The following is a 21,518-nucleotide window of genomic DNA, read 5'->3' as shown; positions in this document are numbered from 1 at the left end:
CACATGGACATGAACTGGCATCCGATCGGCGACATCACCGAAATCCCGCTACTTGGCGCGCGCTGCGTCAAAACTCCGTCCATGACCATTGCCGTGTTTCGCACCGACGAACACGAGGTCCATGCGATCGAAAACCGCTGCCCTCACAAGGGAGGCCCGCTCTCCGAAGGCATCGTGCATGGCACGTCCGTCACCTGCCCGCTGCACAACTGGGTCATCTCGCTTGAAACCGGCAAGGCGCTTGGTGCCGATGACGGCGAGGTGCGGACCTTCCCTGTCCGCAACGAGAACGGCCGGCTCTTCATCGCGCTGGAGGGCGCGATGATGGTCGCGGCGGAGTAGACCGCCATGGCACCCATCGCGTCGACGACATTGTCGCCCACCGGACCGAAGGAAACGAAAACCACCTGCCCCTATTGCGGTGTCGGTTGTGGCGTGATCGCCACCGTGTCTGACAATGGCGCGGTGACCATCAAGGGCGACCCGGAACATCCGGCCAATCTTGGCCGGCTCTGTTCCAAAGGGTCGGCGCTGGCCGCGACGATCGATCTCGACGGGCGGGTGCTTTTTCCGCAGATCGCCGGGCAAAAATCCGGATGGGACGAGGCACTCGATCTCGTTGCGCAGACATTCTCGGCGGTGATTGCCGAGCATGGACCGGATGCGGTGGCTTTCTATGTATCCGGCCAATTGCTGACCGAGGATTACTATGTCGCCAACAAGCTGATGAAGGGTTTTATCGGCTCGGCCAATATCGATACGAATTCCCGGCTCTGCATGTCGTCATCGGTGGCCGGCCACCGCCGGGCATTCGGCTCTGACACGGTGCCGGGCAGCTATGAGGATATCGAGCTTGCCGATCTTGTCGTCCTGACGGGTTCCAATCTCGCATGGTGCCACCCGGTCATCTATCAGCGTCTAGCAGCCACCAAGGCGGCCCGACCGCAGATGAAGGTGGTGGTCATCGATCCACGCCGCACCATGACATGCGACATCGCCGACCTTCATCTGGCGATCCGCCCGGATGGCGATATCGCGCTGTTCATGGGGCTGCTGGCCCATCTCGCCGCCAGCAATTCGATAGACCATGCCTATGTGTCGGCTCATACGGCGGGTTATGAGGAAGCCTTGCAGGCTGCCGCGCAGCTTGCGCTCCCCGATATCGCGACACGCACGGGCCTCAGTGAGTCGGAGTTGGTTACCTTCTACCGCCTGTTCGAGACGACGCGTAAGGTCGTCACCTGCTATAGCCAAGGGGTCAACCAGTCGTCCTCGGGTACCGACAAGGTGAATGCCATCCTCAACTGCCATCTGGCGACCGGCCGCATCGGCCGGCCGGGCATGGGACCGTTTTCGCTGACAGGTCAGCCCAATGCCATGGGTGGGCGCGAGGTCGGCGGGCTTGCGAACATGTTGGCAGCGCATATGGCGATCGAAAGCGTCGAGGATCGCGACAGGGTGCAGCGCTTTTGGCGATCCCCCATGATCGCAGCAAGACCTGGCCTCAAGGCCGTCGACATGTTTCGCGCTGTGGCGGACGGCAGGATCAAGGCGCTGTGGATCATGGCAACGAACCCAGTTGTCTCCATGCCCGATGCGGATGCGGTAGAGGCAGCGATCAAAACCTGCCCGTTCGTCGTCGTATCAGATGTGCTGCAAGACACGGATACCACGCGTCATGCGCACGTGCTTCTGCCATCTCTGGGTTGGGGAGAAAAGGACGGCACCGTTACGAATTCGGAACGCCGAATCTCACGTCAACGTGGTTTCCTAGATCGTCCGGGCGAGGCCAAGGCCGACTGGTGGCAAATGGCGGAAGTTGCTCGGCGGATGAGATATTCCGGTTTCGACTATCACAACCCATCCGAGATTTTTGCCGAGCATGCGGCCTTGTCAGCCTTCGAGAACGAGGGACGGCGAGACTTCGATATAGGTACCTGCCGAAATATCGACGAGCGGACCTATCAGGCTCTCCGGCCCTTCCAGTGGCCCGCCAGTTTGACAGAGGATTACAAAGAAGACAGCAAAAGGTTTTTCGCCAAGGGCGACTTTTATCATCCGGATCGCAAGGCCCGTTTTGTGGCGATAAAAGCTCCTGCCGTCACGGATCACACCTGCTCGGCCTACCCCCTGACACTCAATACCGGCCGCGTTCGCGACCACTGGCATACGATGACACGCACGGGTAAAAGCGACAGGCTGTCGGCCCACATCGCCGAACCCTTTGCGGAAATTCACCCGAGCGACGCAGCCGCACTCGGCATTCAAGACGCCGCGCTGGTCGAGCTTGCCAGCCCGCACGGCAAGGTCATTCTGCGCGCACTGATTACGCCGCGGCAGGCCCGCGGCAATATTTTCGTACCCATGCATTGGAATGACCAGTTTGCCTCGCAAGCCCGGATCGATGCCCTCGTGCCGCCTGTGACGGACCCTGTCTCCGGCCAGCCAGCCTCAAAGAATGTGCCTGTCGCAGCCAGTGGCCTCGACGGAATGCTTTACGGTTTTGCCGTGACCAGCGCCATGCCCGACTTCGGAGGCGCATTGTATTGGGCGCGTGCCAGAGCACTGGGCGGCTGGCGCAGCGAAATCGCGTTCACGGAACCGGTCGAGGATTGGGCAGAATGGTGTCGTCTCGCCTTCGACATCCCTGCTGGTATCGAACCTCTTGGTTATATCGACAGGCAGGACGGGGACGTCCGTCTCGCCTTTTTCGACGGCGAGAGGCTGCTTGCAGCCTTCTTCCTGTCCCGCGGGCCGGTGGGTGTTGCCCGAGATTGGGCTGTCGCTCAGCTGACGGCATCGCACACGGACGTGCGGCGAAGATTTGCGGTGATCGCCGGTCGGCCCGGAGCAGATCAGCCTGATCCGGGTGCCACCATCTGCACCTGCCTTTCGGTCGGGATCAACCAAATCATCGCTGCCATTCGCGGCGGCGCCTCAAGCGTTGAGGCAGTAGGCCATATGACCAATGCCGGGACCAATTGCGGTTCATGCCGCGCCGAAATCAGGGGGATCATCGATGGTTGTCTTGCAACAGCAGCGGAATGAGAAAGAGACCGAACGCGGCGCCCGTATGACGCTGCTTGCCAAGCTGCCGGTCTTCTGGGCCCTGGAGGGCAAACGGGTGATCGTCGCAGGGGGAAGCGAGGCCGCGGCATGGAAGGCCGAGCTTCTCGCCGCTTGCGGAGCAGACGTGCATGTCTATGCCGAACAGCTCTCGGACACATTCGAGACCCTGATTGCCAGAGGCTCCCACCATCCGCTGGGCAGTTTCGCGCACCACGACCATGCCTGGCATGCAGCCGCCTTCGAGGATGCAGCACTTGCGATTGGCGACTGTGACGAAGAGTACGAAGCCCGAGCATTTTTCGAGGCAGCACGGCGGGCAGGCGTACCGGTCAACGTGATCGACAAGCCGGCGTTTTGCCAGTTCCAGTTCGGTTCGATAGTCAACCGCTCGCCCGTCGTCGTATCGATCTCGACGGATGGTGCTGCCCCCATTCTCGCGCAGGCCATTCGCCGGAGGATAGAAACGATGCTCCCGGCGTCCCTGAAGGCTTGGGCCGAGATGGCGCAGAGATTGAGGGAGCGGGTCAACGAGCGGCTACAACCCGGCGTACAACGTCGCCTCTTCTGGGAGCGTTTCGTCGACCGTGCCTTCAGGAACGAGCCCTCGCCGCAAGCCGAAAATCAGTTTATCTGTGATGCCGACCGGCTGGCAGTCGATCTGCCGCCTGGCAAAGGCCATGTCACCCTCGTCGGCGCCGGTCCGGGCGATGCGGCGCTCCTGACATTGAAAGCTGTCCGAGCGCTTCAAGCGGCGGATGTCATACTCTTCGACGACCTGGTTTCCGACGAAGTGCTCGAACTGTCACGCCGCGAGGCAAAGCGCATGCTTGTCGGCAAGCGCGGCGGTCGGGAAAGCTGCCGTCAGGAAGACATCAACGATATGATGCTGGCACTTGCGAATGCCGGCAAACGGGTGGTGCGCCTCAAATCCGGAGATCCAATGATCTTTGGACGGGCCGGCGAGGAGATCGCCTGCCTGCAACAGGCCGGCATTTCCGTCGATGTCGTGCCGGGCATCACGGCTGCCAGCGCCATGGCATCGCAGCTCGGCATATCGCTGACCCATCGCGACTGCGCGCAATCCGTTCGTTTTGTCACCGGGCATTCCCGCAGGGGTGCGCTGCCTGAAAACCTGGACTGGACGAGCCTCACGAATCCGCACACCACGACGATCTATTATATGGCGGGCCGCACGGCCGGCGAACTCTCGGACAGGCTGATCGCTGCGGGGCTTTCCCGGGATACACCCGCAACTATCATGCAATCCATCACACGGAAGGACGAGAAGCGATGGTTTGGCAGCTTGAGCTGTCTCCCGGCAGCAATGGAACATTTCGGATATGACCAGCCTGTGCTTGTAGGGATCGGCACCGTATTTCAGGATGCCTTGCACGCTTGGGGGCGCCAGGGAAGTTTGATAGGTTCGGCAAAATCTCTTCCATAGGCTGCAAGACGCCGCGCGATAATCTCTAGTGCAGTGCTCGCAGAGCATTCAGGATGACCACAAGGTCGATGCCTTCCTGTATTAATGCGCCCTCGACAGGAGACAGGTATCCGAACGCGGCCGCGATCATGGCCGAAACGGATAGACCAAGCCCTGCAATTGCGCTCTCCATTGCGATGTTTTTGCTACGGTGAGCAATTGTCATTGCCGCTGCAAGTGCCTTGAGTTCGTCAACCATGAGGACGATGCTCGCCACCTGGGAGGAAGACGCGCTGCCTCTGGCTCCCATGGCCACCCCCACATCTGCGGCAGCGAGTGCCGGGGCATCGTTGACGCCATCACCTACCATCATGACCGGGCCGCGATGCCGCTCGTCCTGAATGATCCGCACCTTGGCTTCGGGCGACAGATCACCGAGTGCGAGGTCAACTCCCACCGCCCTGCCCATGCTTTGCGCAATTGCAGTTCGGTCGCCGGATGCCAGGATGATCCTGTCTATCCCTGAGTCTCGCAAATTCTCCATGACAGTGGTTGCATCTGGCCGCATCTGATCCGCGAATGTCAGGACGCCGGCAAATCGGCCGTCCAGGCCAACGCCCACAGTCATAGAATTCGGGAGATCGTCGGATGTGCCGATCTCGGTCACACTATCACGCTCCGAGGCGGCACAGCGTTCACGAACAAACGCGATGCTACCAACGATAACTTTCCGGCCGGCGACCAAACCCTCCAGCCCAGAGCCGGGTGTCTCGTCGACATTGGTCGGAGGTATGAGAGTCAGGCTCCGTTCGGCCGCTTCGCGGATCAGCGCTGTCGCGGTAACATGGGCCGAAGCCTGATCTAGGCTCGCCGCATATGTGAGCAGATCCTGGTCCGTGTAGCGTGCCAGCACTCTTGTTTCCACCAGTTTAGCCTGTCCAGACGTTATGGTGCCGGTCTTGTCCAGCACCGCCGTGCGAATGTTTGCCAACGTCTCCAGCGCCTCGCTTCCCTTAATCAGCACACCGATCCGGGAAGCACGCGACATGCCAGCGATCAACGCGATCGGGACTGCGAGGATAAGGGGACACGGTGTTGCAACCACAAGCACGGCAACGACCCGCATGGTATCCTCGGCATACCACCACGTCGCCGAGGCCATTGCGAGCGTCAGCAATAGGAAGCCGACCGCATATTTATCGGCCATGCGCGACAGAGGAGCCTTGCTGTCCTGTGCCGACTTTACCAGGCGCAGAATATTGGCATAAGCGCTCTCGGATGCCTGCCGGCTTACACTCAGATCGAAGACTGGCCCGACACAGCTCGAACCACTAAACACTTCCTCACCCCTGCCAAAAGTCCTGGGCAAGGATTCGCCCGTAAGGGTGGACAGATCAAGAATGGCATATCCACTTGCGACGCGACCGTCGACCGGTAGCACCTCGCCCTCTCGGATCAGCAGTCTGTCCGCCGGCCGGACCGTCCCGAGCGCCACCTCTTCCAGTGCGTTATCTCGATATCGCATGGCGGTCCGCGCTACCCGTCCTAACAATGCGCTCATTTCGCGTCCGGCCCTTTGGCGAGCAAGGTCTTCCAACCACTGCCCGCCAGCATACATTAGGGCAACGACGTTTGCCGCCAGATGCTCGCCAAAGACAAGAGCAGCGGACATTGAGATCAGGGCCACGATATCAAGGCCGAAATCGCCGCCGCGCAGCGCCTGAACCACTTGAATCGCAAGCACGGCGATGACCACGCAACTCGCCGATGACCATGCGATTTGCGCAACATCATAAAGCCGATAATAATGAGCCAGTAGCCCGGTGATCAGGCCCACAGCCGCTACCGTCACCAGGATAGCGACGCGGTATCTTTCTAATTCAACATTGGACAGTGCTCTCATTCGATTCGACCTCCGTCGCGCAGAACAGCCGTGGCCAACACTTACCGATCGTCCTGCAAGACACGCCGCAATTTGCGCAACAGGATGGCCCTTGAGCGATCGTCGGCCGCGGCGCGAACCTGCTCGTTAATGTCCTGCAAGAGCGCCTGATAGTCGTTATTCCAGTCTCTGTGCCCGATAGTCAGGGGATCGATTCTCGGCGATGGCATGGACAGCGAGATATCGGTTGGGCCACCCTCATTAAGGGTGAATGCGCTATCGATGAACGGCACGAATATCGGGGTTGCGGGTGTGCAGTCCGCTGCGCGTTGCCTCATCGCAGTCAACGCGGCTTCCTCTCCATGCACGAGGAAAATCCCGTGCAAGATTGGCAGGCGTTTTCGCAACCAGCGCTCCAGTTCGGGACCGTCGGCATGACCACTATAGGCATCGATCTGGCGGATATGCGCTCTGACGGTGATCTCCTCGCCCTGGATCTTTACGGGCGTCGTTCCATCTGCGAGTAGCCTACCAAGTGTGCCTGCCGCCTGATAGCCGACAAGCAGCACGGTTGCCTCTTCCCTCCATAGCCAATTCTTCAAGCGATGCCGGATACGGCCAGCTTCGCACATACCGCTTGCGGCGATAACAATGTGAAAACCGCGGACCCGATCGAGAGCCTTTGACTGCTCGACGCTTTCGGTAAAGTGGACGTTCTTCGCATGCATGGCGCGATCAAGGGCGACACCTAGATTGAAGTCATGCCTATGCTTCTGGAAAATCTCGCTCGCCCGTGTCGCAAGTGGAGAATCGATGTAAATCGGGACAGTCTTGATCTCCGATTGCTGCATCAACAGGGTCAGATCAGTCATCAATTCCTGAGTCCGCTCCACCGCGAAGGAAGGAATGATCAGTGCGCCATTCTCATGGCGCGAGGCGGCACGAACCTCCCGACCAAGGAGCTGACGCCGACCTTCAATCGTGGCATCAACGCGATCCTTGTCCCCATAGGTGCTTTCGCAGACCACATAGTCCCAATGTTTAGGCGCGACTGGCCCAGCCTGAAAAAGCTTATTGTCCGGTCCGACATCGCCAGAAAAGAGAATGCGGACAGGATGGTCCGAACCGATTTCCATTTCGATCGACACCGATCCGAGTAGATGGCCGGCATTCCAGAAGCGAAAGCGAACGCCCGGCGCAACGGACTGCCAACGCTCGCATTCGACCGTTTGAAAGCGTTTGAGCGTCTGATATGCGTCATCCGCAGTATAGATTGGCTCAACCTCCTCGTCGCCTCGCTGACGATAGCGCCTGTTCCGCTGATCGACTTCGACTTCCTGGATGTGGCCAGCATCGGGAAGCATGACACTACAGAGATCGACCGTGGCTGGCGTTGCATAGATAGGGCCGGCAAAGCCGCGCTTGGTAAGTTTCGGCAGCAAGCCTGAGTGATCGATGTGAGCATGGGTGAGAATGACCGCATCAACGGAAGAAATATCGAAGGGAAATTCCCGATAATTAAGTTGCTTTTCCGTTTTGGAACCTTGGAAAAGCCCGCAATCGACCAACACAAATGTATCTGAGGTCTCGATCGCAAAACACGACCCCGTAACGCCTCTCGTTGCCCCGAAAAAGCGAAGAACCGGATCGCGCAGATCCTTTAGTGCAGCTTTTGCTGATGTCATGTGCAAAGCTCCCTCACCATGAGGCGATCCGCATTTAGCGCGCCATCAAAACCGGGACCGCAGGATGTTGAAGCATCGTTTGCGTCGTGCCGCCCAGAATACGCTCGGCAAGCCGCGAATGACCGTAGGCCCCCATGACGATGAGATCAGCATCAAGGCTTTCGGCATGCCGCTGCAGGACTATGGCCGGATCATCATTCCCCTGGAGGTGATCGATCACCACCTCAACTCCATGACGCGTCAGAAAAGTCGCAAGGTCGGCGCTATTCGCATCTTCGACCTCGACGACCGCAACGTGAACACGACTGGCCTTCTGAAGGAGATGTATCGATGACCGCACCGCGATCCAAGCTTCGCGCCGGCCGTTCCAACCGAGGACGATCCGCTTTGGTCGAAGGGTTGCGGCCTTCCGATTTGGAAGGAGCAAGAGAGGGGATGAGGAATGAAACAAGACACCATCGATCACCCTCCTGGCGAGATGGAGGTCACTTGCCATATCTTCGCCAATGACCGTGATGTCAGCGACATTGGCATGACTGGCAACATTGCTTGAGACCTCCCCTGCAGAACAAAAAATAGGGGTTACCGTGCCGCGGAGCCCGCCATCACTAAGCATAGATGTCAGCTCATTCGCCCGCATCTGTAAACGTCGATGCTCCTCCCAGATCAAGGCAAGCGGGCTATCGCCTCCGTATCCAGGGCCTCCGATCAGAGGATACGGGAGACAGGATACGAGAATAGCCTGAAGTTCCCCCCCGGCGTCACAGGTCATCCTTACAGCCGCGGCCAGATCCTTGTCGCCGTGATCCATGCCAACAATGCTCAATACGCATGTCTTCGACATCCCAAGCCCTCCCGTGCGTTGTTTTGTCTTTGCCGCAGACATTGTAGGACTAAATTAGAATTGCAGAATGATGCAGATCATGTCGCCGGAGCCCCATTTATGCATCAGTTCTGATCCGAGCACTTGACGCTGTTCCTCGCTTCGTTTTGCAGCGGAGGCGGTTAGTTGCGCCCTATTGGTTGCCCGTCAATATCGGATTTCTGACGGACTGAGAGATGAAACCTTGACGGCAATTTCTCTGACCTATCCAGCAAAGCACTCAAGATCGAGTTGGTTTAAGATGGTCGCCGTTCAGTGCGGGGAATACATCAGACAAGGCGCTTTCCCTCCCGGTCGAGAACCTGTTCGCCGTCCTCCTTGGCGAACGGCCCTTTGAATGCATCAGCCGGCAGGATGTCGAGCACGACCTCAGAAGGGCGGGCAAGCCTGGTGCCGAGCTGCGTGACGACGAAGGGCCGGTTGATCAGGCTCGGCGTCGCAAGCATCGCATCAAGCAACTGGTCGTCGGTCAGCTCCGGATTGTCGAGACACAGCACCGCATATGGCGTGTCCTTTTCGCGGATCGATTCACGGACGGTCAGCCCGGCATCCGTGATTATCTTCGAGAGCTGCTCGCGTGACGGTGGGGTCCGCAGATATTCAATGACGGTGGGTTGGATCCCTGCGGCCCGGATCAGCGCGAGCGTGTTTCGAGACGTCCCGCAGGCCGGATTGTGATAGATAGTAGCGTTCATGGTCAGGCCCTTTCAGTGATAGTGTTACGGGAGACGGCGAGAGATGCCTCATACCTACCCTTCGAGCGGGATCACGCCACGGAGAAGGGTTTGATCGCCCAGTTGATGATCATCAGCCAGATCAAGATCGCAATCGGGATGTTGACTTTGGCGATCTCGGCGGTGCCGACGATCTGAAACACGCCGGGTATCAGGTAGCCGAGGGCAACGCCTACTGCGACACAGAAAAACACCCAGATGGTCAGGTATCTTTCGAAGATGGACATCAGGCAGACTTTCTTAGCAGTGAAATCGAAACGTCTAGCGCGCCGTTCCTCACTCTCGTCAGCTTCCCGCCGACGGAGAGCGCTTTAAGGATGGCTCCGGCAGGAATGAAGCGTGCAGAATTACTCGTGCAAAAAAGCTGCATGTCACGGGTTTTATCAGCCATGGTCGTGGTCCGTGTTAAGTTCGAGGCCTGTTAAGCTTCATGATCATCGCCGACGATGGGCAAATGGAGGAAAGCTGGCGGGTCGCGAGTACCGCAGCCGGCACCTCCGTTCGCGACACCTCTACAAACCCGATAATAGAAAAGAATGACGCGGCGCTCGCCGGGCGAGGAAGACATCACTGCTGCAATCAATACCTCTCAGAGCGGCCTCGACGATCGCCCTTCCCCAGCCATGACCCTGATGTGCCGGAAGCACGACAACAGACCGCAGCAGGTAATCCCGGCACAACGCTCGAGGCCGGCATATCCGACCGCCTGTCCTTCGTCCGAAGCGGCTTCGAAGAAGGCACGGCCGTAGTCCTCAATGTCGTCGGTCGGGAGATCAGCAGCGTGGAGCGCTTCACGGAGATGGGCGTCATTACGATTGTCTTGGCCCCTCCGTGCTCCGATGAGATTTACCATATCCAGAAACGCCTTCGCCCCGGCAAATTCGAAGTGTTGAACTATTCTAAATTAGAATTACATTGCAACTTGGAAGTGCCAATTGATCCGCCATCCCGTCTTGGTCCGGATAACAAGCATCACGTTAAAGTGTCAGGAGTTACTGGTGTTTATAGCCGATGCAAACTCTGCCGAATCTCTCCCAATAATTCGTTGTGATACTGGACGTCGAACAATGGTTCTCGTTGCTGAACCAGGATTGTTGATGGAATGTCTTGCCGAGACACTACGTCGCCGATTTCCAGAAATGCAGGTGACGACCTACGCAAATCTGGCTTATTTTCCGGTCGACGTTGGTACAGACGCACGCCTCATTCTCTTCCACCGTCAGGACATGATCCGACTGGGCGAATTAATTCGTCACCTCAAGCAAATAGACCACAGTCTATCCATCGGTATCGTCATAAACGATCACGAGGAAGGCGATCGCAATCTACAGAATCTGGCTGCCGCCCAGCAGATTGATGGTGTACTTCCACTGAATTTGCGCCTGGATGTTTTTCTTGCGGCCATCGATTTGCTGATAAAAGGCGGAGAACATTTTCCTTCCGCTTTGCTGCAGCACCTGAGTGTTAATGGAGCGGGTTATGGAAGCCCCTCAAAATTTCGTATCGAACCACCCCATCATCCGGGCCACGCCAATTACGAGCCGTTTATGCTGACCACACGCGAAGTGGAAATTCTCGACCTGGTGTGCAAGGGAACGCAGAACAAGATCATAGCCGGCCTGCTGAAACTATCGGAAAACACGGTCAAGGTGCATATCCGAAACATCTATAAAAAGATGCATGTACGTAACCGCACCGAAGCGGCTTCACGATATTTCGATTACGACGGCCGAACCTCCATCGTGCCACCACTACGCTGATCCGCGTGATATATTAACGCAGAAAGCAGTGCGCTTTGCGCCCAAAGCCACTCGGCGTGCAGATATAAGGTGCGCTCCCCAGATAAGAAGATGCTCCCTTCAAATCTCCATCTTCCGGCGCCTCGTCCTTCAGTGCAATAAGGACTGGCTTTGCGGAAGAGAAGGCGTAGCTCCTGGTTTTAAATGAGCTTGCCGCGGCCGCGTCGACGACCGGGGCTTTCGTGGCCCCAGCTTCATCGCTCGCCATCCCGCCATCCACGACCGAGCAGGATGCCTGGACCGCACCCAATACGGCAAAAAACAATGAACGAATTGGGATGCTGTTCCTGCTCACGATGGGGCTCCGTAGTGTTCGCCTGCAATCATCAGCTAGGCTAATCCGTTTACATTAGCAAATCATGGATGCATGGAATGCCTGGCGGAAAGCCTAACCCATACGGGTTAATCAGTCTCAGCAGTTAACCTTACTTCCCTCCTAAATTCGTGTAATCATGAAGTTTTTTGTTTGACGCGACCAAAATTTAGGCAGCTAATTCGGTTAAGAGAACGTTAAAGTTTTCCAGCGCGTTCTTCAAACGAACCACTCAGCTTGCATCCAAGCGAACCCGCTTGCTCCTTTCAACTCTGGAATATCGACCGGCAGGCAGCGTCTGCCGGAGGAGGTAGGTTTATGCGTAAAATCGGGATTACGGCTCCAGGTCTCGCAGACATTGCAACAAGGCCTTTGCCACGATACGTACTCGTGACGGGCGGCGCGGGCTTTCTGGGGTCGCACCTGTGTGAAAGACTTCTCCAGGATGGCCACCGCGTCATATGTTCCGACAACTTTTCGACCGGACGCCGTAGTAACGTCAGCCACCTGATGTCCAACCCGGATTTCAGTGTCATCGAACAGGATGTCCGCGATGCCTATGATGCCGATGTCTCTCTGATATTCAATTTCGCCTCCCCTGCCTCGCCACCGGACTATCAACGTGATCCCGTCGGCACGTTATTGACCGGCGTGCTCGGAGCGCTTCATGGCCTCGAACTGGCCCGGCTGCACGGTGCAACCATCGTACAATCGTCTACATCTGAGGTTTACGGCGATCCATTACAGCATCCACAGCAGGAAACCTATTGCGGCAACGTCAACCAGATCGGCCCGCGCGGCTGCTACGACGAAGGCAAACGCTGCGCCGAAACACTGCTGTTCGACTACCACCGCAAATACCGGACCGACGTTAAGGTTGGCCGAATATTCAACACCTATGGTCCGCGCATGCGCCTCGACGACGGCCGGGTCGTTTCGAATTTCATCGTCCAGGCCCTGACCAACCAGGATATCACGATCTATGGAGACGGCATGCAGACACGCTCGCTCTGCTATGTCGACGACCTGATCGAGGCCTTCATTCGTTTCTCCAATGCCGGCCCCGACGTCATAGGGCCGATCAATCTCGGCAATCCGGTCGAAATACCTGTCATTGAGCTAGCCAAGCTCGTGCTGGAACTAACGAATTCGCGCTCGCGGATCATCTACATGCCCGCGGTGATCGATGACCCCAAGCAACGCCGCCCCGATATTGGCCTTGCGCGCGAAAAACTCGGCTGGGAACCTCGCGTGCCGCTTCGTGAGGGCCTTTCCCGCACGATCGGCTATTTTGACGGCGTCCTTCGCTCAGCGAAACCTGCCCAGCCGGTCGAGGTCGCGTGACATGACCGATACCGTCGTCGTGACCGGAGGAGCAGGTTTCATCGGCAGCCATGTCTGCAAGGCGCTTGCGGAAGCTGGTTTCCAGGTAATTGCCCTCGACAATCTCTCGACCGGTCACGCCGACGCAGTTCGCTGGGGGCCGCTGGTCCAACTCGATATCGCAGATTTCGAAAAACTTCGGCAAAACCTTGAGCGTTCCCATGCGCGCTGTGTGATCCACTGTGCCGCCGATGCCTATGTCGGCGAATCCGTCAACGATCCGCGCAAATATTACAGCAACAACGTTATCGGCGGTCTTTCACTGCTGAATGCATGCCTGGCGGCCGGCGTCGGCCACATGGTCTTCTCCAGCAGTTGTGCGACTTATGGGGTACCGCATCAGCTTCCGATCCGCGAAAATAGCGAGCAGAAGCCGATCAACCCCTATGGTCGTACCAAGCTCGTTTTCGAGCATGCGCTCGAGGATTACGGCAACGCTTACGGACTTAGCTACGTGGCGCTGCGTTACTTCAATGCCGCCGGAGCAGATCCTGCAGGAGATGTTTCCGAACGACACGAGCCCGAGACACACCTGATTCCCCGCGCACTGCAGGCCGCCGCAGGACGGCTGAACCTGCTCGAAGTATTCGGCACTGACTACGACACCCCCGACGGTACCTGTGTCAGGGATTATGTCCACGTGTCCGATCTCGCTGATGCCCATGTCTCCGCCGTCCGCCATCTTCTCGGCGGAGGCGATACGCTTCGCGTCAATCTCGGCTCGGGGCGTGGGACGTCAATCCGGGAGATCCTGCAGTCCATATCCCACCTCACGGGGCGGTCCGTTCCTGTTGCCTTCAATCCCAGGCGTGCGGGGGATCCGCCGATCCTGTTTGCCGATACGGCCATGGCGCATTCAACGCTGGGCTTTGTGCCCTGGCGCTCCGACCTTGCCACAATCATCCGCACAGCCGGCCCGACATTTGGTCTGGAGATTGTCCGATGATGAGAAAGATCGACATCCCGGCTCGGCATCAGAACATCGTCGATCAGTCGATGCTCGAACCCGTCTTCTGCGGGCGGCAAAGGCTCTTCTATGGAATTGGTGGGTTCATATGGCTTGCTGCGGTCATCTATTTCTGGCGCTGGTGGCTGCAGCCGGAACATGTCGGCAGCTGGCCGCTGTATATATTGATGAGCGTCATTCTCGCTTGGATCACACTCATCCCATTCTATTTCATCGCAATCTTCTTCGGCGCACGACGCATGAAGGCCTCCGTCCCGCCCCCGAATGGACGGATTGCCATGGTGGTCACCAAGGCCCCGTCAGAGCCCTTCAGCGTCGTGCGCCGGACCCTGCTTGCCATGCTTGACCAGGTCGAGATGGACTATGATGTCTGGCTGGCCGACGAGGATCCATCCGAAGAGACGCGAGAATTCTGCAGTGAGCGCGGCGTGTTCATTTCCACACGCAAGGGCGTGGAAGCCTATCATAGGTCCGAATGGCCGCGCCGCACGCGCTGCAAGGAGGGCAACCTTGCCTATTTCTACGATCAGTACGGTTATGACCGATATGACTTCGTTGCACAGTTCGATGCGGATCACGTGCCGGAACTCACTTATCTGAGGGAGGTGATGAAGCCGTTTTCCGATCCGGCAGTCGGTTATGTATCTGCACCGAGCATATGTGATGCCAATGCGAAAGAAAGTTGGGCAGCGCGCGGCCGGCTTTACGTGGAAGCGAGCCTGCACGGCGCCTTGCAGGTCGGATATAATAATGGATGGGCGCCGCTATGCATCGGCTCCCACTATGCCGTGCGTACGAAGGCACTGAAACAGATCGGCGGACTGGGTCCGGAACTTGCCGAAGATCATTCCACCACTTTGATGATGAATGCCGGCGGATGGCGTGGTGTTCACGCCGTCGATGCGATCGCTCACGGCGACGGCCCTGCCACCTTCGCAGACCTTGCCGTCCAGGAGTTTCAGTGGTCACGCAGCCTGACGAGCCTGCTGCTGCAATATTCGCCGCATCTGATCGGCAGGCTGCCTTCAAGGCTGAGGTTTCAGTTCGTCTTCTCGCAACTGTGGTATCCGCTGTTTTCTGTTTTCATGGCGGTCATGTTTGCCATGCCGCTTCTTTCGCTGGCGACCGGCCGTGCATTCGCGGAGGTAAGCTATGCGCAGTTTCTGCAGCATTTCATGCCCCTCACGATCGTACTCGTCGGGCTGGCATTCTTCTGGCGCTCGACGGGGCTTTATCGTCCATGCGGTGCCAAACTGTTCGGCTGGGAGGGCATGCTCTTCCTTATGGTCCGCTGGCCATGGTCGCTGGCCGGTACCCTGATGGCAGTTCGTGACAGCCTCAGCAGCCGCTTTGTCGACTTCCGCATTACTCCCAAGGGCGAGCAGTCGCGAATGCTGCCGACAAGGGTCATTCTTCCCTATCTCGGCTTGGCCGCCTGCAGCGCGGCGGTCATGGTCGGCGCACCGGAGGCGAACGAGACCCGTGGTTTCTATATCTTCGCGGCGATCAACACGCTTGCCTATGCGACGGTCGCGACATTGATCGCGTTCAGGCATGGCTGGGAAAACGGCATGCTTACAGTGGCGCGGGCCAAGGGCATCACGATGGCATCCCTTTGCGCTGTCGCTGCCGTTTTCGTCAGCGGCGGGCAACTGAGCCAACACGCCTTAGGCTCCGTCGAGGCACTTTCCTACGGCCAGAACATCGTCAGCTTCAGCGAAACACGCTTCACCGTGGCAGGCGCCGGTCATCGCAGCCGGACCAAGATCACGACGTTCCGTTTCCACTGGAACGGCTTTGGTGCGCAACAGGATATCTAGACCGGTTTCTCACCCGGATGTTTGCGTTGAGAACAAGGAGGAGACAATGAAACAGAAACATCTATGGCTGGCTGGCGTCTTCCTCGTCACCGTCCTGGGCCCTTTGCCGGCCCTGGCCGAGAAGGCGTCTACACCGCCGCCGACCGCGCCCGTTCCGGCCTCGGAACTGAAGGCGATATACGGCGACAGGACTTGGCTTTGGAGCGCGGGCGGAGGACGGTTCGATACCGGTGACAACCGCTTCTCCGCCTATACACGTGAAGGCGGCAAGCCATCGGTGGGCCAGGGACGCTGGGTCGTTGATGACAATGGAAAGCTCTGCATTCTGGCAAAATGGTATGCAAGCAACGGCAACGCACGCGCTGCTACCTGTTTCGGCCATGTCAGGATCGGCGATACCATCTTCCAGCGGCGCCATCCCTTCGGTCACTGGTATGTCTTCCGTCATGCGCCGGAGCGTAAGGGCGATGAAGCTGCCAAGCTTGTCAGCGCCGACACGGTCGCATCGCATATTCGCCAGTGGCAGGCATCAACATCTGGAAATTGAAGGAAAGGAGGCCCGTTATGAAATCGATCGACAGACGACAATTCGTCGGAGCAGGCATAGCGACCATTGCAGTGGCTGGCGCCTGTCATTTTGCCCTCGCACAGGGGGAAAACCTGTTATCGGCGACCGCCGGTAGCCGTATCCGGGACAAACGTCCTACAGTGCATACGCCGGGACTGAGGTTCGGCGCCTATGATCCGCACGGAGATTTTACCGAACAGGCGAATGTAACGACCGAGGCGCTGTTCATGCCCTGGGAGGATGTAGACCTTTCGTCATTACCCGCAGCGGACGCTTATGCCCTGCAACGCAGGCGTAACCTGCTGATCACCGTGGAGCCATGGTCATGGGACGAGAATTTCCGTCTCACTTCCGGCGAGCTCCAGACACGTATCCTCAATGGCACCTACGATCGGAACATGCGCGAAATCGCGCACCTGATCGGGCAAATGAAGAGCCCGGCCATCGTTCGCTGGGCGCAGGAAATGGAAGACTATGAAAGTCGCTTCTCATGGGCAGGCTGGAGGCCTGACGCCTATATAACCGCCTACCGCAGAATGATGGATATAGTCAGGAAGGAAGCGCCGAAGGCGCAGTTGATGTGGTCGCCCAAAGGAGTTCCCGGCTTGCGGGACTATTATCCGGGAAGCAATTACGTCGATTATGTCGGCCTGTCGGTTTTCGGGCTCGAGGCATTCGACAGGATTGCCCACGGCAATCCGCGCAGCTTCAGCGACAATCTCCTTCAGGGATACGGCCTTGTCGAAGAATTCTCCAAACCCGTCTGGGTGGCCGAACTGGGCTATGAAGGCGGCGACAACTATCTGACGGCCTGGATGGACGAGGTCACACAAGATCGCGAGGAATTTCCGCTTCTTGAAGAGGTTGTCTATTTCAATGACCGCGAGGTTCATCCTTGGCCCTATAACCTAGGCAGACCAGATTGGAGGGTCGTACGAACCGGTAGCTTAGGGTAGCGGTTAGGCACTGCGATGAAAACCGATTGTGCGTGCGTAACTTGTGCCTCCGCTTGGCTGAAATCCACTTTGCTGCCAGGAATAGGTGCTAAAGCGGCACTGTCGAATCATAAGGTGCCGTAAGCCATGCAAAAGGTACTGGGAGGTGGATTCCGATGGTGCATACCAAGCATTCAATGCAATAGACGTGGTAGGGACAGGTTGCAGTTTGAACAGTCCGGCTGCCTTAATCGACAATATTCGACTATGGACTTTGCTTCACTATTCGATGATTGGCGTTTACCGCGCCCTGTTTTGGGAATGAGCAACAGGACGAACTGTTCAGTGGGCGGTCAACTTCCCGATTTCGGCTGAAAGCTGATCTTGGGTGTACGGCTTTCCAAGGCGCGCAAAATCGAGCCCCACGCCCGGCGGCAACTCCGCATAGCCGGAGGCGATCAGGATTGGCAGGCTCGGCAGCACGGCCCTCGCCGCCATTGCAAGCTCACCGCCGTTCATTCCTGGCATAGAGAAATCGGTGATCATCAGGTCGAAGCCGTTGCCATCACCTAGACACTCGAGCGCCTCGCGGCCGGAATGCGCCTCGACGACATCATGTCCCAGATCGGTTAGCATGTCTGCCGAGCTCATGGCGATGAGCGCGTCATCATCGACAAGCAGGATCCGCAAGGGCCTTGCTGTGGCTGCGGCCTCCTCAACAGCCAGCTCGGCGACATCTGGCCGGATTTCGTCGTCATTCGAGACGGGGATCCACAATTCGGCGGTGGTACCTAAGCCCACTTCGCTGGTCAGCTTCAGATCGCCTTTGAGCTGCAGTGCCAGCCCATGGATCATCGAAAGGCCAAGACCTGTGCCCTTGCCAAGTTCCTTGGTCGAAAAGAACGGCTCGACGGATTTTTTCAAAGTTGCGGCGTCCATGCCCACACCCTGGTCGGTGACCGACACAACGACATAGCGGCCAGCTGAAAGTGTCTCCTGGGGAGTGACCTGTTCCACTTGCCTGAGCTCGATGCGCAGGGAGCCGCCTCCCGGCATGGCGTCTCGGGCATTGACGGCAAGATTGAGCAAAGCGAGTTCGACCTGGTTCGCATCCGCGGATACGGACGGCAGGTGGTCCGGAACAATAATTTGGATCAGAATGGTGGCGCCCACCGAGCGCTTGAGCAAATCCTCCAGGCCAAACACAAGCCCACGCAGATCTACCGGACCGATCTGGAGATCTTGCCGGCGGGCAAAGGCCAGCAGTCTCTGGGTAAGCGATGCGCCGCGCCTGGCGCCCTGCATGGCTCCGTCGATCAGCCGTTCTGCCTTGGCATCTCCGGCATCATGCTTTCGCAAGAGCTCAAGATTACCGAGCACCGCCATCAGCAGATTGTTGAAGTCGTGCGCAACACCGCCGGTCAGTTGGCCAATCGCCTCCATCTTCTGCGCCTGGCGCAATTGCTCCTCTGCGTGCTGGCGCTGCGATACCTCTGCCATGACGATAGCGTGGGCGTCTTCGAGCTCCTTCGTTCGTTCAAGAACCCTTTCCTCCAGGACTTCGTTCAGACGACGCTGCTGCTCTTCCTGGCGAATGCGGTCTGTAATGTCTGCCGATACGCCGACTAGTTTGATGGCTTGGCCGCCACGGTCCCGATAGAGCTGAGCGCGAATCTCTGCCCAGTGTTGCGAGCCATCCGGCCAGATCGTGCGGTAATCGATCGAATAGTCACGGCCCGTTGCGATCGTCAGATCAACCGACACCTTCATTCGCTCGATGTCGTCGGGATGGATGCTGGCAATCAGGTCCTCGTAAGTGAAACCCTCCTCTGAACCACGACCAAAAACGCTCCGACATGTCGGCGACGTCGTCAGGACCATAGTGGCGAGGTCAAGCTCCCAGGCACCGAGGTGGCCAGCTTCCAGCGCCGTCTGCAGGCGCCTTTCACCTTCGTCGAGCGCCTCGATCCTGAGGCGCGCCTCGAATTGGCGACGTCGTCCCCGCAATGCTGATCGGGCGACACTGACGAATGTTGTGGCGTGAAACGGCCGCTCGATGAAGCTGACATTGCCGAGCACTTCCGACAGGCGAGATGCAGCCGGATTGCGCTCCGGCCCACCGCCGCGGTTTGTCAGGATAATGAAAGGAAGATCGGACCAGCTTGGCTGCCCCTCGATCCAGGCAGAAAGCGGGCGCAAGTCGCTTGATCGCAACGCTTCTTCCGTGACGACGGCAAACGACACATCGTCACCAAGCGCTTCGACAAAACCGACAAGGTCTGGGATGACGCGACTTTCGATACCTGCCGCTGCAAGGAGCGAAGCCGCGATCTGAGCGTCGCGGCCGCGCGGTGCATGGATCAAGCCAATGGCGTTGCGATTAGGAATTGTTGCGGTCCTCGCCAGAGAGCGCCATCAGAGGGCCGCGGTCGCCGACAAAGGTCGGCACGCCGCGTAGCACGCCCTGAAAGCCGGAAAGCGCCTCACCTACGGTAAGGCCAGCATTGCTGATCGTGAATTCGCGTATCGTGTCCTCGTGTCTGCCAGTACGTTTCTTGATCACAGAGATAGCGCGCCTGACCTTACCCATGGCTTCGAAATAGCGGAGCAAGATGACCGTGTCGGCAAGGTAGGTCACATCAACCGGCGACTTCATGTCCCCGACAAGACCGTGCTGTGCCACGGTGAGGAATGTGTTGGCGCCCTGTCGGTTAAGATACTGCAACAGCTCGTGCATGTGCAGGATCAGAGCATTTTCGCCGGGCATGGATGCCTGATATCCGTTGATACTGTCGATGACGACGGTCTTGGCGTCGAAACTCGCAACCCGATCACGGACGCGCTGTGCGAATTCACCGGGCGAAAGCTCTGCGGCATCAAGCTGTTCGATGTGAAGGAGGCCTTCATCTCGCATCTGTTCGAGATCGAGGCCCACAGCCTTGGTCCGTGCGAACAGCAGGCCAAGCTCCTCATCGAAGAGAAACACCGCCGCTTTTTCTCCGCGCTCGACTGCGGCCTCGACAAACTGCAGAGCAAAGAAGCTCTTGCCCGTGCCGGCCGGACCTATCAGCAGCGTGCTTGAACCTCGCTCGATACCACCGCCAAGCAGGTCGTCGAATTCGGCAATACCACTCTTCAATGTCGTGCGCTCGAAGTAGATCCTGTGCTCGACGGCCCTCAACCGAGGGAAGACGGCTACACCGCCTGTCCTGATAATGAAGTCATGATAGCCACCGCGAAAGGCTTGGCCCCGATATTTGACGACCCTCAGCCGTCGGCGTTCGGCCCCATAATCCGGGGCAAGCTGCTCCAGATGAACAACACCATGAACGACGCTGTGGACAGTCTTGTCCAGCTGATCGGATGTCATGTCGTCTAGCAGCAGAACCGTTGCCTCGGAACGCGCGAAGTAATGTTTGAGCGCCAGAATCTGCCGCCGATAGCGAAGCGAGCTTTGCGCAAGGAGGCGGATTTCGGACAGGCTGTCGATGACGACACGATGCGGCTTCACGCGCTCGAATGCCTCGAAGATCAGCTTGGTTGTTTCGCCAAGTTCCAGATCAGACGAATATAGCAAGCTCTGCTGCTGATCCTCGTCGAGGAGGCTTTCGGGTGGAACCAGCTCGAAAATTTCGATCGTGTCGCCAAAGTCGATGCCATGCGAGAGTGCACTATCCCTAAGCTCGTCCTCCGTCTCGGAAAGACTGATATAGAGACACCGCTCCTTGAGTGAGGCGCCCTCAAGCAGAAACTGCAACGCGATAGTCGTCTTTCCGGTACCAGGAGATCCTTCAAGCAGGAATACATGACGACGGGTCAGACCTCCGTCAAGAATATCATCCAGACCTTCAACGCCTGTCCGTGCTTTTTCCGTCTTAAGGTCTGTCATGTGCTCTCCTTGAGACCATGTGAATTAGCGTGCTACTCCAACCAGACAAGACAGTGCGCTTTAAACCTTTACCTGTCGGGCGCGCTGGAGCTGACGTGCGATCGCAACACGTAAACGAGTGATAATCAGTGTTTGTTTCATGGGCTGGTCAACTGTGACGTTGCGCTC

The 21,518-nt window shown here is 57.9% G+C and carries 17 protein-coding genes and 2 pseudogenes; 11 read left to right on the top strand and 8 right to left on the bottom strand.

The genetic code is table 11. The features are described from left to right. The first annotated feature begins 3 nt into the window (after positions 1–3). From nirD to cysG, 3 genes are read left to right on the top strand one after another with little or no spacing between them, the layout of a single operon-like run. Positions 4–342, top strand: a complete 339-nt coding sequence (gene nirD, locus HNQ72_RS16520; RefSeq protein WP_183993345.1) for a nitrite reductase small subunit NirD — start codon at positions 4–6, stop codon at positions 340–342. A gap of 6 nt (positions 343–348) precedes the next feature. After that, a complete protein-coding gene (locus HNQ72_RS16515) occupies positions 349–3,048 on the top strand; it encodes a nitrate reductase (RefSeq protein WP_183993344.1) in 2,700 nt (899 codons plus the stop codon). After that, on the top strand, positions 3,020–4,513 hold the full coding sequence (gene cysG / locus HNQ72_RS16510; RefSeq protein ID WP_183993343.1) for a siroheme synthase CysG: 1,494 nt from the start codon (positions 3,020–3,022) through the stop codon (positions 4,511–4,513). Before HNQ72_RS16515 ends, cysG begins: the two co-directional genes overlap by 29 nt. A 25-nt stretch (positions 4,514–4,538) precedes the next feature. On the opposite strand, the gene HNQ72_RS16505 is transcribed toward cysG, so the two are convergent. The 5 genes and pseudogenes from HNQ72_RS16505 to HNQ72_RS16485 all read right to left on the bottom strand — a co-directional run. After that, entirely contained in the window at positions 4,539–6,395 is a 1,857-nt protein-coding gene (locus HNQ72_RS16505; RefSeq protein ID WP_183993342.1) for a heavy metal translocating P-type ATPase, read from the bottom strand. Positions 6,396–6,436: 41 nt separating this feature from the next. Next, complete coding sequence (locus HNQ72_RS16500; protein WP_183993341.1) at positions 6,437–8,059, bottom strand: MBL fold metallo-hydrolase; 1,623 nt, start codon at positions 8,057–8,059, stop codon at positions 6,437–6,439. A gap of 34 nt (positions 8,060–8,093) precedes the next feature. Further along, complete coding sequence (locus HNQ72_RS31280; RefSeq protein WP_425503154.1) at positions 8,094–8,279, bottom strand: universal stress protein; 186 nt, start codon at positions 8,277–8,279, stop codon at positions 8,094–8,096. Between the two features lie 932 nt (positions 8,280–9,211). Then, the gene (gene arsC / locus HNQ72_RS16490; RefSeq protein WP_183993339.1) at positions 9,212–9,637 is read right to left on the bottom strand and encodes an arsenate reductase (glutaredoxin); all 426 of its coding nucleotides are present in this window, start codon (positions 9,635–9,637) and stop codon (positions 9,212–9,214) included. A 74-nt stretch (positions 9,638–9,711) separates the two neighbouring features. After that, positions 9,712–9,903, bottom strand: a pseudogene (locus HNQ72_RS16485) (arsenical-resistance protein); the annotation flags it as partial. Positions 9,904–10,106: 203 nt separating this feature from the next. Here HNQ72_RS16485 and HNQ72_RS16480 point away from each other — a divergent pair. The 3 genes and pseudogenes from HNQ72_RS16480 to HNQ72_RS31270 all read left to right on the top strand — a co-directional run bounded on the left by HNQ72_RS16480 (position 10,107) and on the right by HNQ72_RS31270 (position 11,436). Then, positions 10,107–10,727, top strand: coding sequence for a hypothetical protein (locus HNQ72_RS16480; RefSeq protein WP_183993338.1), 621 nt, complete (start codon positions 10,107–10,109; stop codon positions 10,725–10,727). Between the two features lie 292 nt (positions 10,728–11,019). Further along, positions 11,020–11,137: pseudogene (locus HNQ72_RS31275) on the top strand (DNA-binding response regulator); the annotation flags it as partial. A gap of 86 nt (positions 11,138–11,223) precedes the next feature. After that, positions 11,224–11,436 (top strand): response regulator transcription factor, encoded by a 213-nt coding sequence (locus HNQ72_RS31270; protein WP_313605914.1) that lies wholly within the window; start codon positions 11,224–11,226, stop codon positions 11,434–11,436. A gap of 13 nt (positions 11,437–11,449) precedes the next feature. On the opposite strand, the gene HNQ72_RS16470 is transcribed toward HNQ72_RS31270, so the two are convergent. Next, positions 11,450–11,770: a hypothetical protein gene (locus HNQ72_RS16470; RefSeq protein WP_183993336.1), complete on the bottom strand. Its 321-nt coding sequence runs from the start codon at positions 11,768–11,770 to the stop codon at positions 11,450–11,452. Positions 11,771–12,106: 336 nt separating this feature from the next. Here HNQ72_RS16470 and HNQ72_RS16465 point away from each other — a divergent pair, with 336 nt between their 5' ends. Genes HNQ72_RS16465 through HNQ72_RS16445 form a run of 5 tightly spaced genes read left to right on the top strand, consistent with a single transcriptional unit; the run spans position 12,107 to position 17,482 of the window. Then, complete coding sequence (locus tag HNQ72_RS16465) at positions 12,107–13,132, top strand: UDP-glucuronic acid decarboxylase family protein (protein WP_183993335.1); 1,026 nt, start codon at positions 12,107–12,109, stop codon at positions 13,130–13,132. Between the two features lies 1 nt (position 13,133). Continuing rightward, the gene (galE, locus tag HNQ72_RS16460) at positions 13,134–14,117 is read left to right on the top strand and encodes a UDP-glucose 4-epimerase GalE (protein ID WP_183993334.1); all 984 of its coding nucleotides are present in this window, start codon (positions 13,134–13,136) and stop codon (positions 14,115–14,117) included. Next, a complete protein-coding gene (locus HNQ72_RS16455; protein WP_183993333.1) occupies positions 14,114–15,958 on the top strand; it encodes a glycosyltransferase in 1,845 nt (614 codons plus the stop codon). Before galE ends, HNQ72_RS16455 begins: the two co-directional genes overlap by 4 nt. 46 nt (positions 15,959–16,004) lie before the next feature. Beyond that, positions 16,005–16,505, top strand: coding sequence for a DUF995 domain-containing protein (locus tag HNQ72_RS16450; RefSeq protein WP_183993332.1), 501 nt, complete (start codon positions 16,005–16,007; stop codon positions 16,503–16,505). 17 nt (positions 16,506–16,522) lie between these two features. Next, complete coding sequence (locus HNQ72_RS16445) at positions 16,523–17,482, top strand: glycoside hydrolase family 26 protein (RefSeq protein ID WP_244654494.1); 960 nt, start codon at positions 16,523–16,525, stop codon at positions 17,480–17,482. 321 nt (positions 17,483–17,803) lie between these two features. Here HNQ72_RS16445 and HNQ72_RS16440 read toward each other — a convergent pair whose 3' ends face one another. Together HNQ72_RS16440 and HNQ72_RS16435 are read right to left on the bottom strand one after the other, a co-directional pair. Then, positions 17,804–19,867: an ATP-binding protein gene (locus tag HNQ72_RS16440; RefSeq protein ID WP_373289478.1), complete on the bottom strand. Its 2,064-nt coding sequence runs from the start codon at positions 19,865–19,867 to the stop codon at positions 17,804–17,806. Next, on the bottom strand, positions 19,842–21,350 hold the full coding sequence (locus HNQ72_RS16435; RefSeq protein ID WP_183993331.1) for an ATPase domain-containing protein: 1,509 nt from the start codon (positions 21,348–21,350) through the stop codon (positions 19,842–19,844). The genes HNQ72_RS16440 and HNQ72_RS16435 overlap by 26 nt, the downstream gene beginning before the upstream one ends. Positions 21,351–21,518 lie beyond the last annotated feature (168 nt).

Origin of the sequence: Aliirhizobium wenxiniae (genome assembly GCF_014201355.1) — a bacterium.
GTDB lineage: Bacteria > Pseudomonadota > Alphaproteobacteria > Rhizobiales > Rhizobiaceae > Neorhizobium > Neorhizobium wenxiniae.
This window is presented reverse-complemented; position numbering and strand designations above follow the sequence as displayed.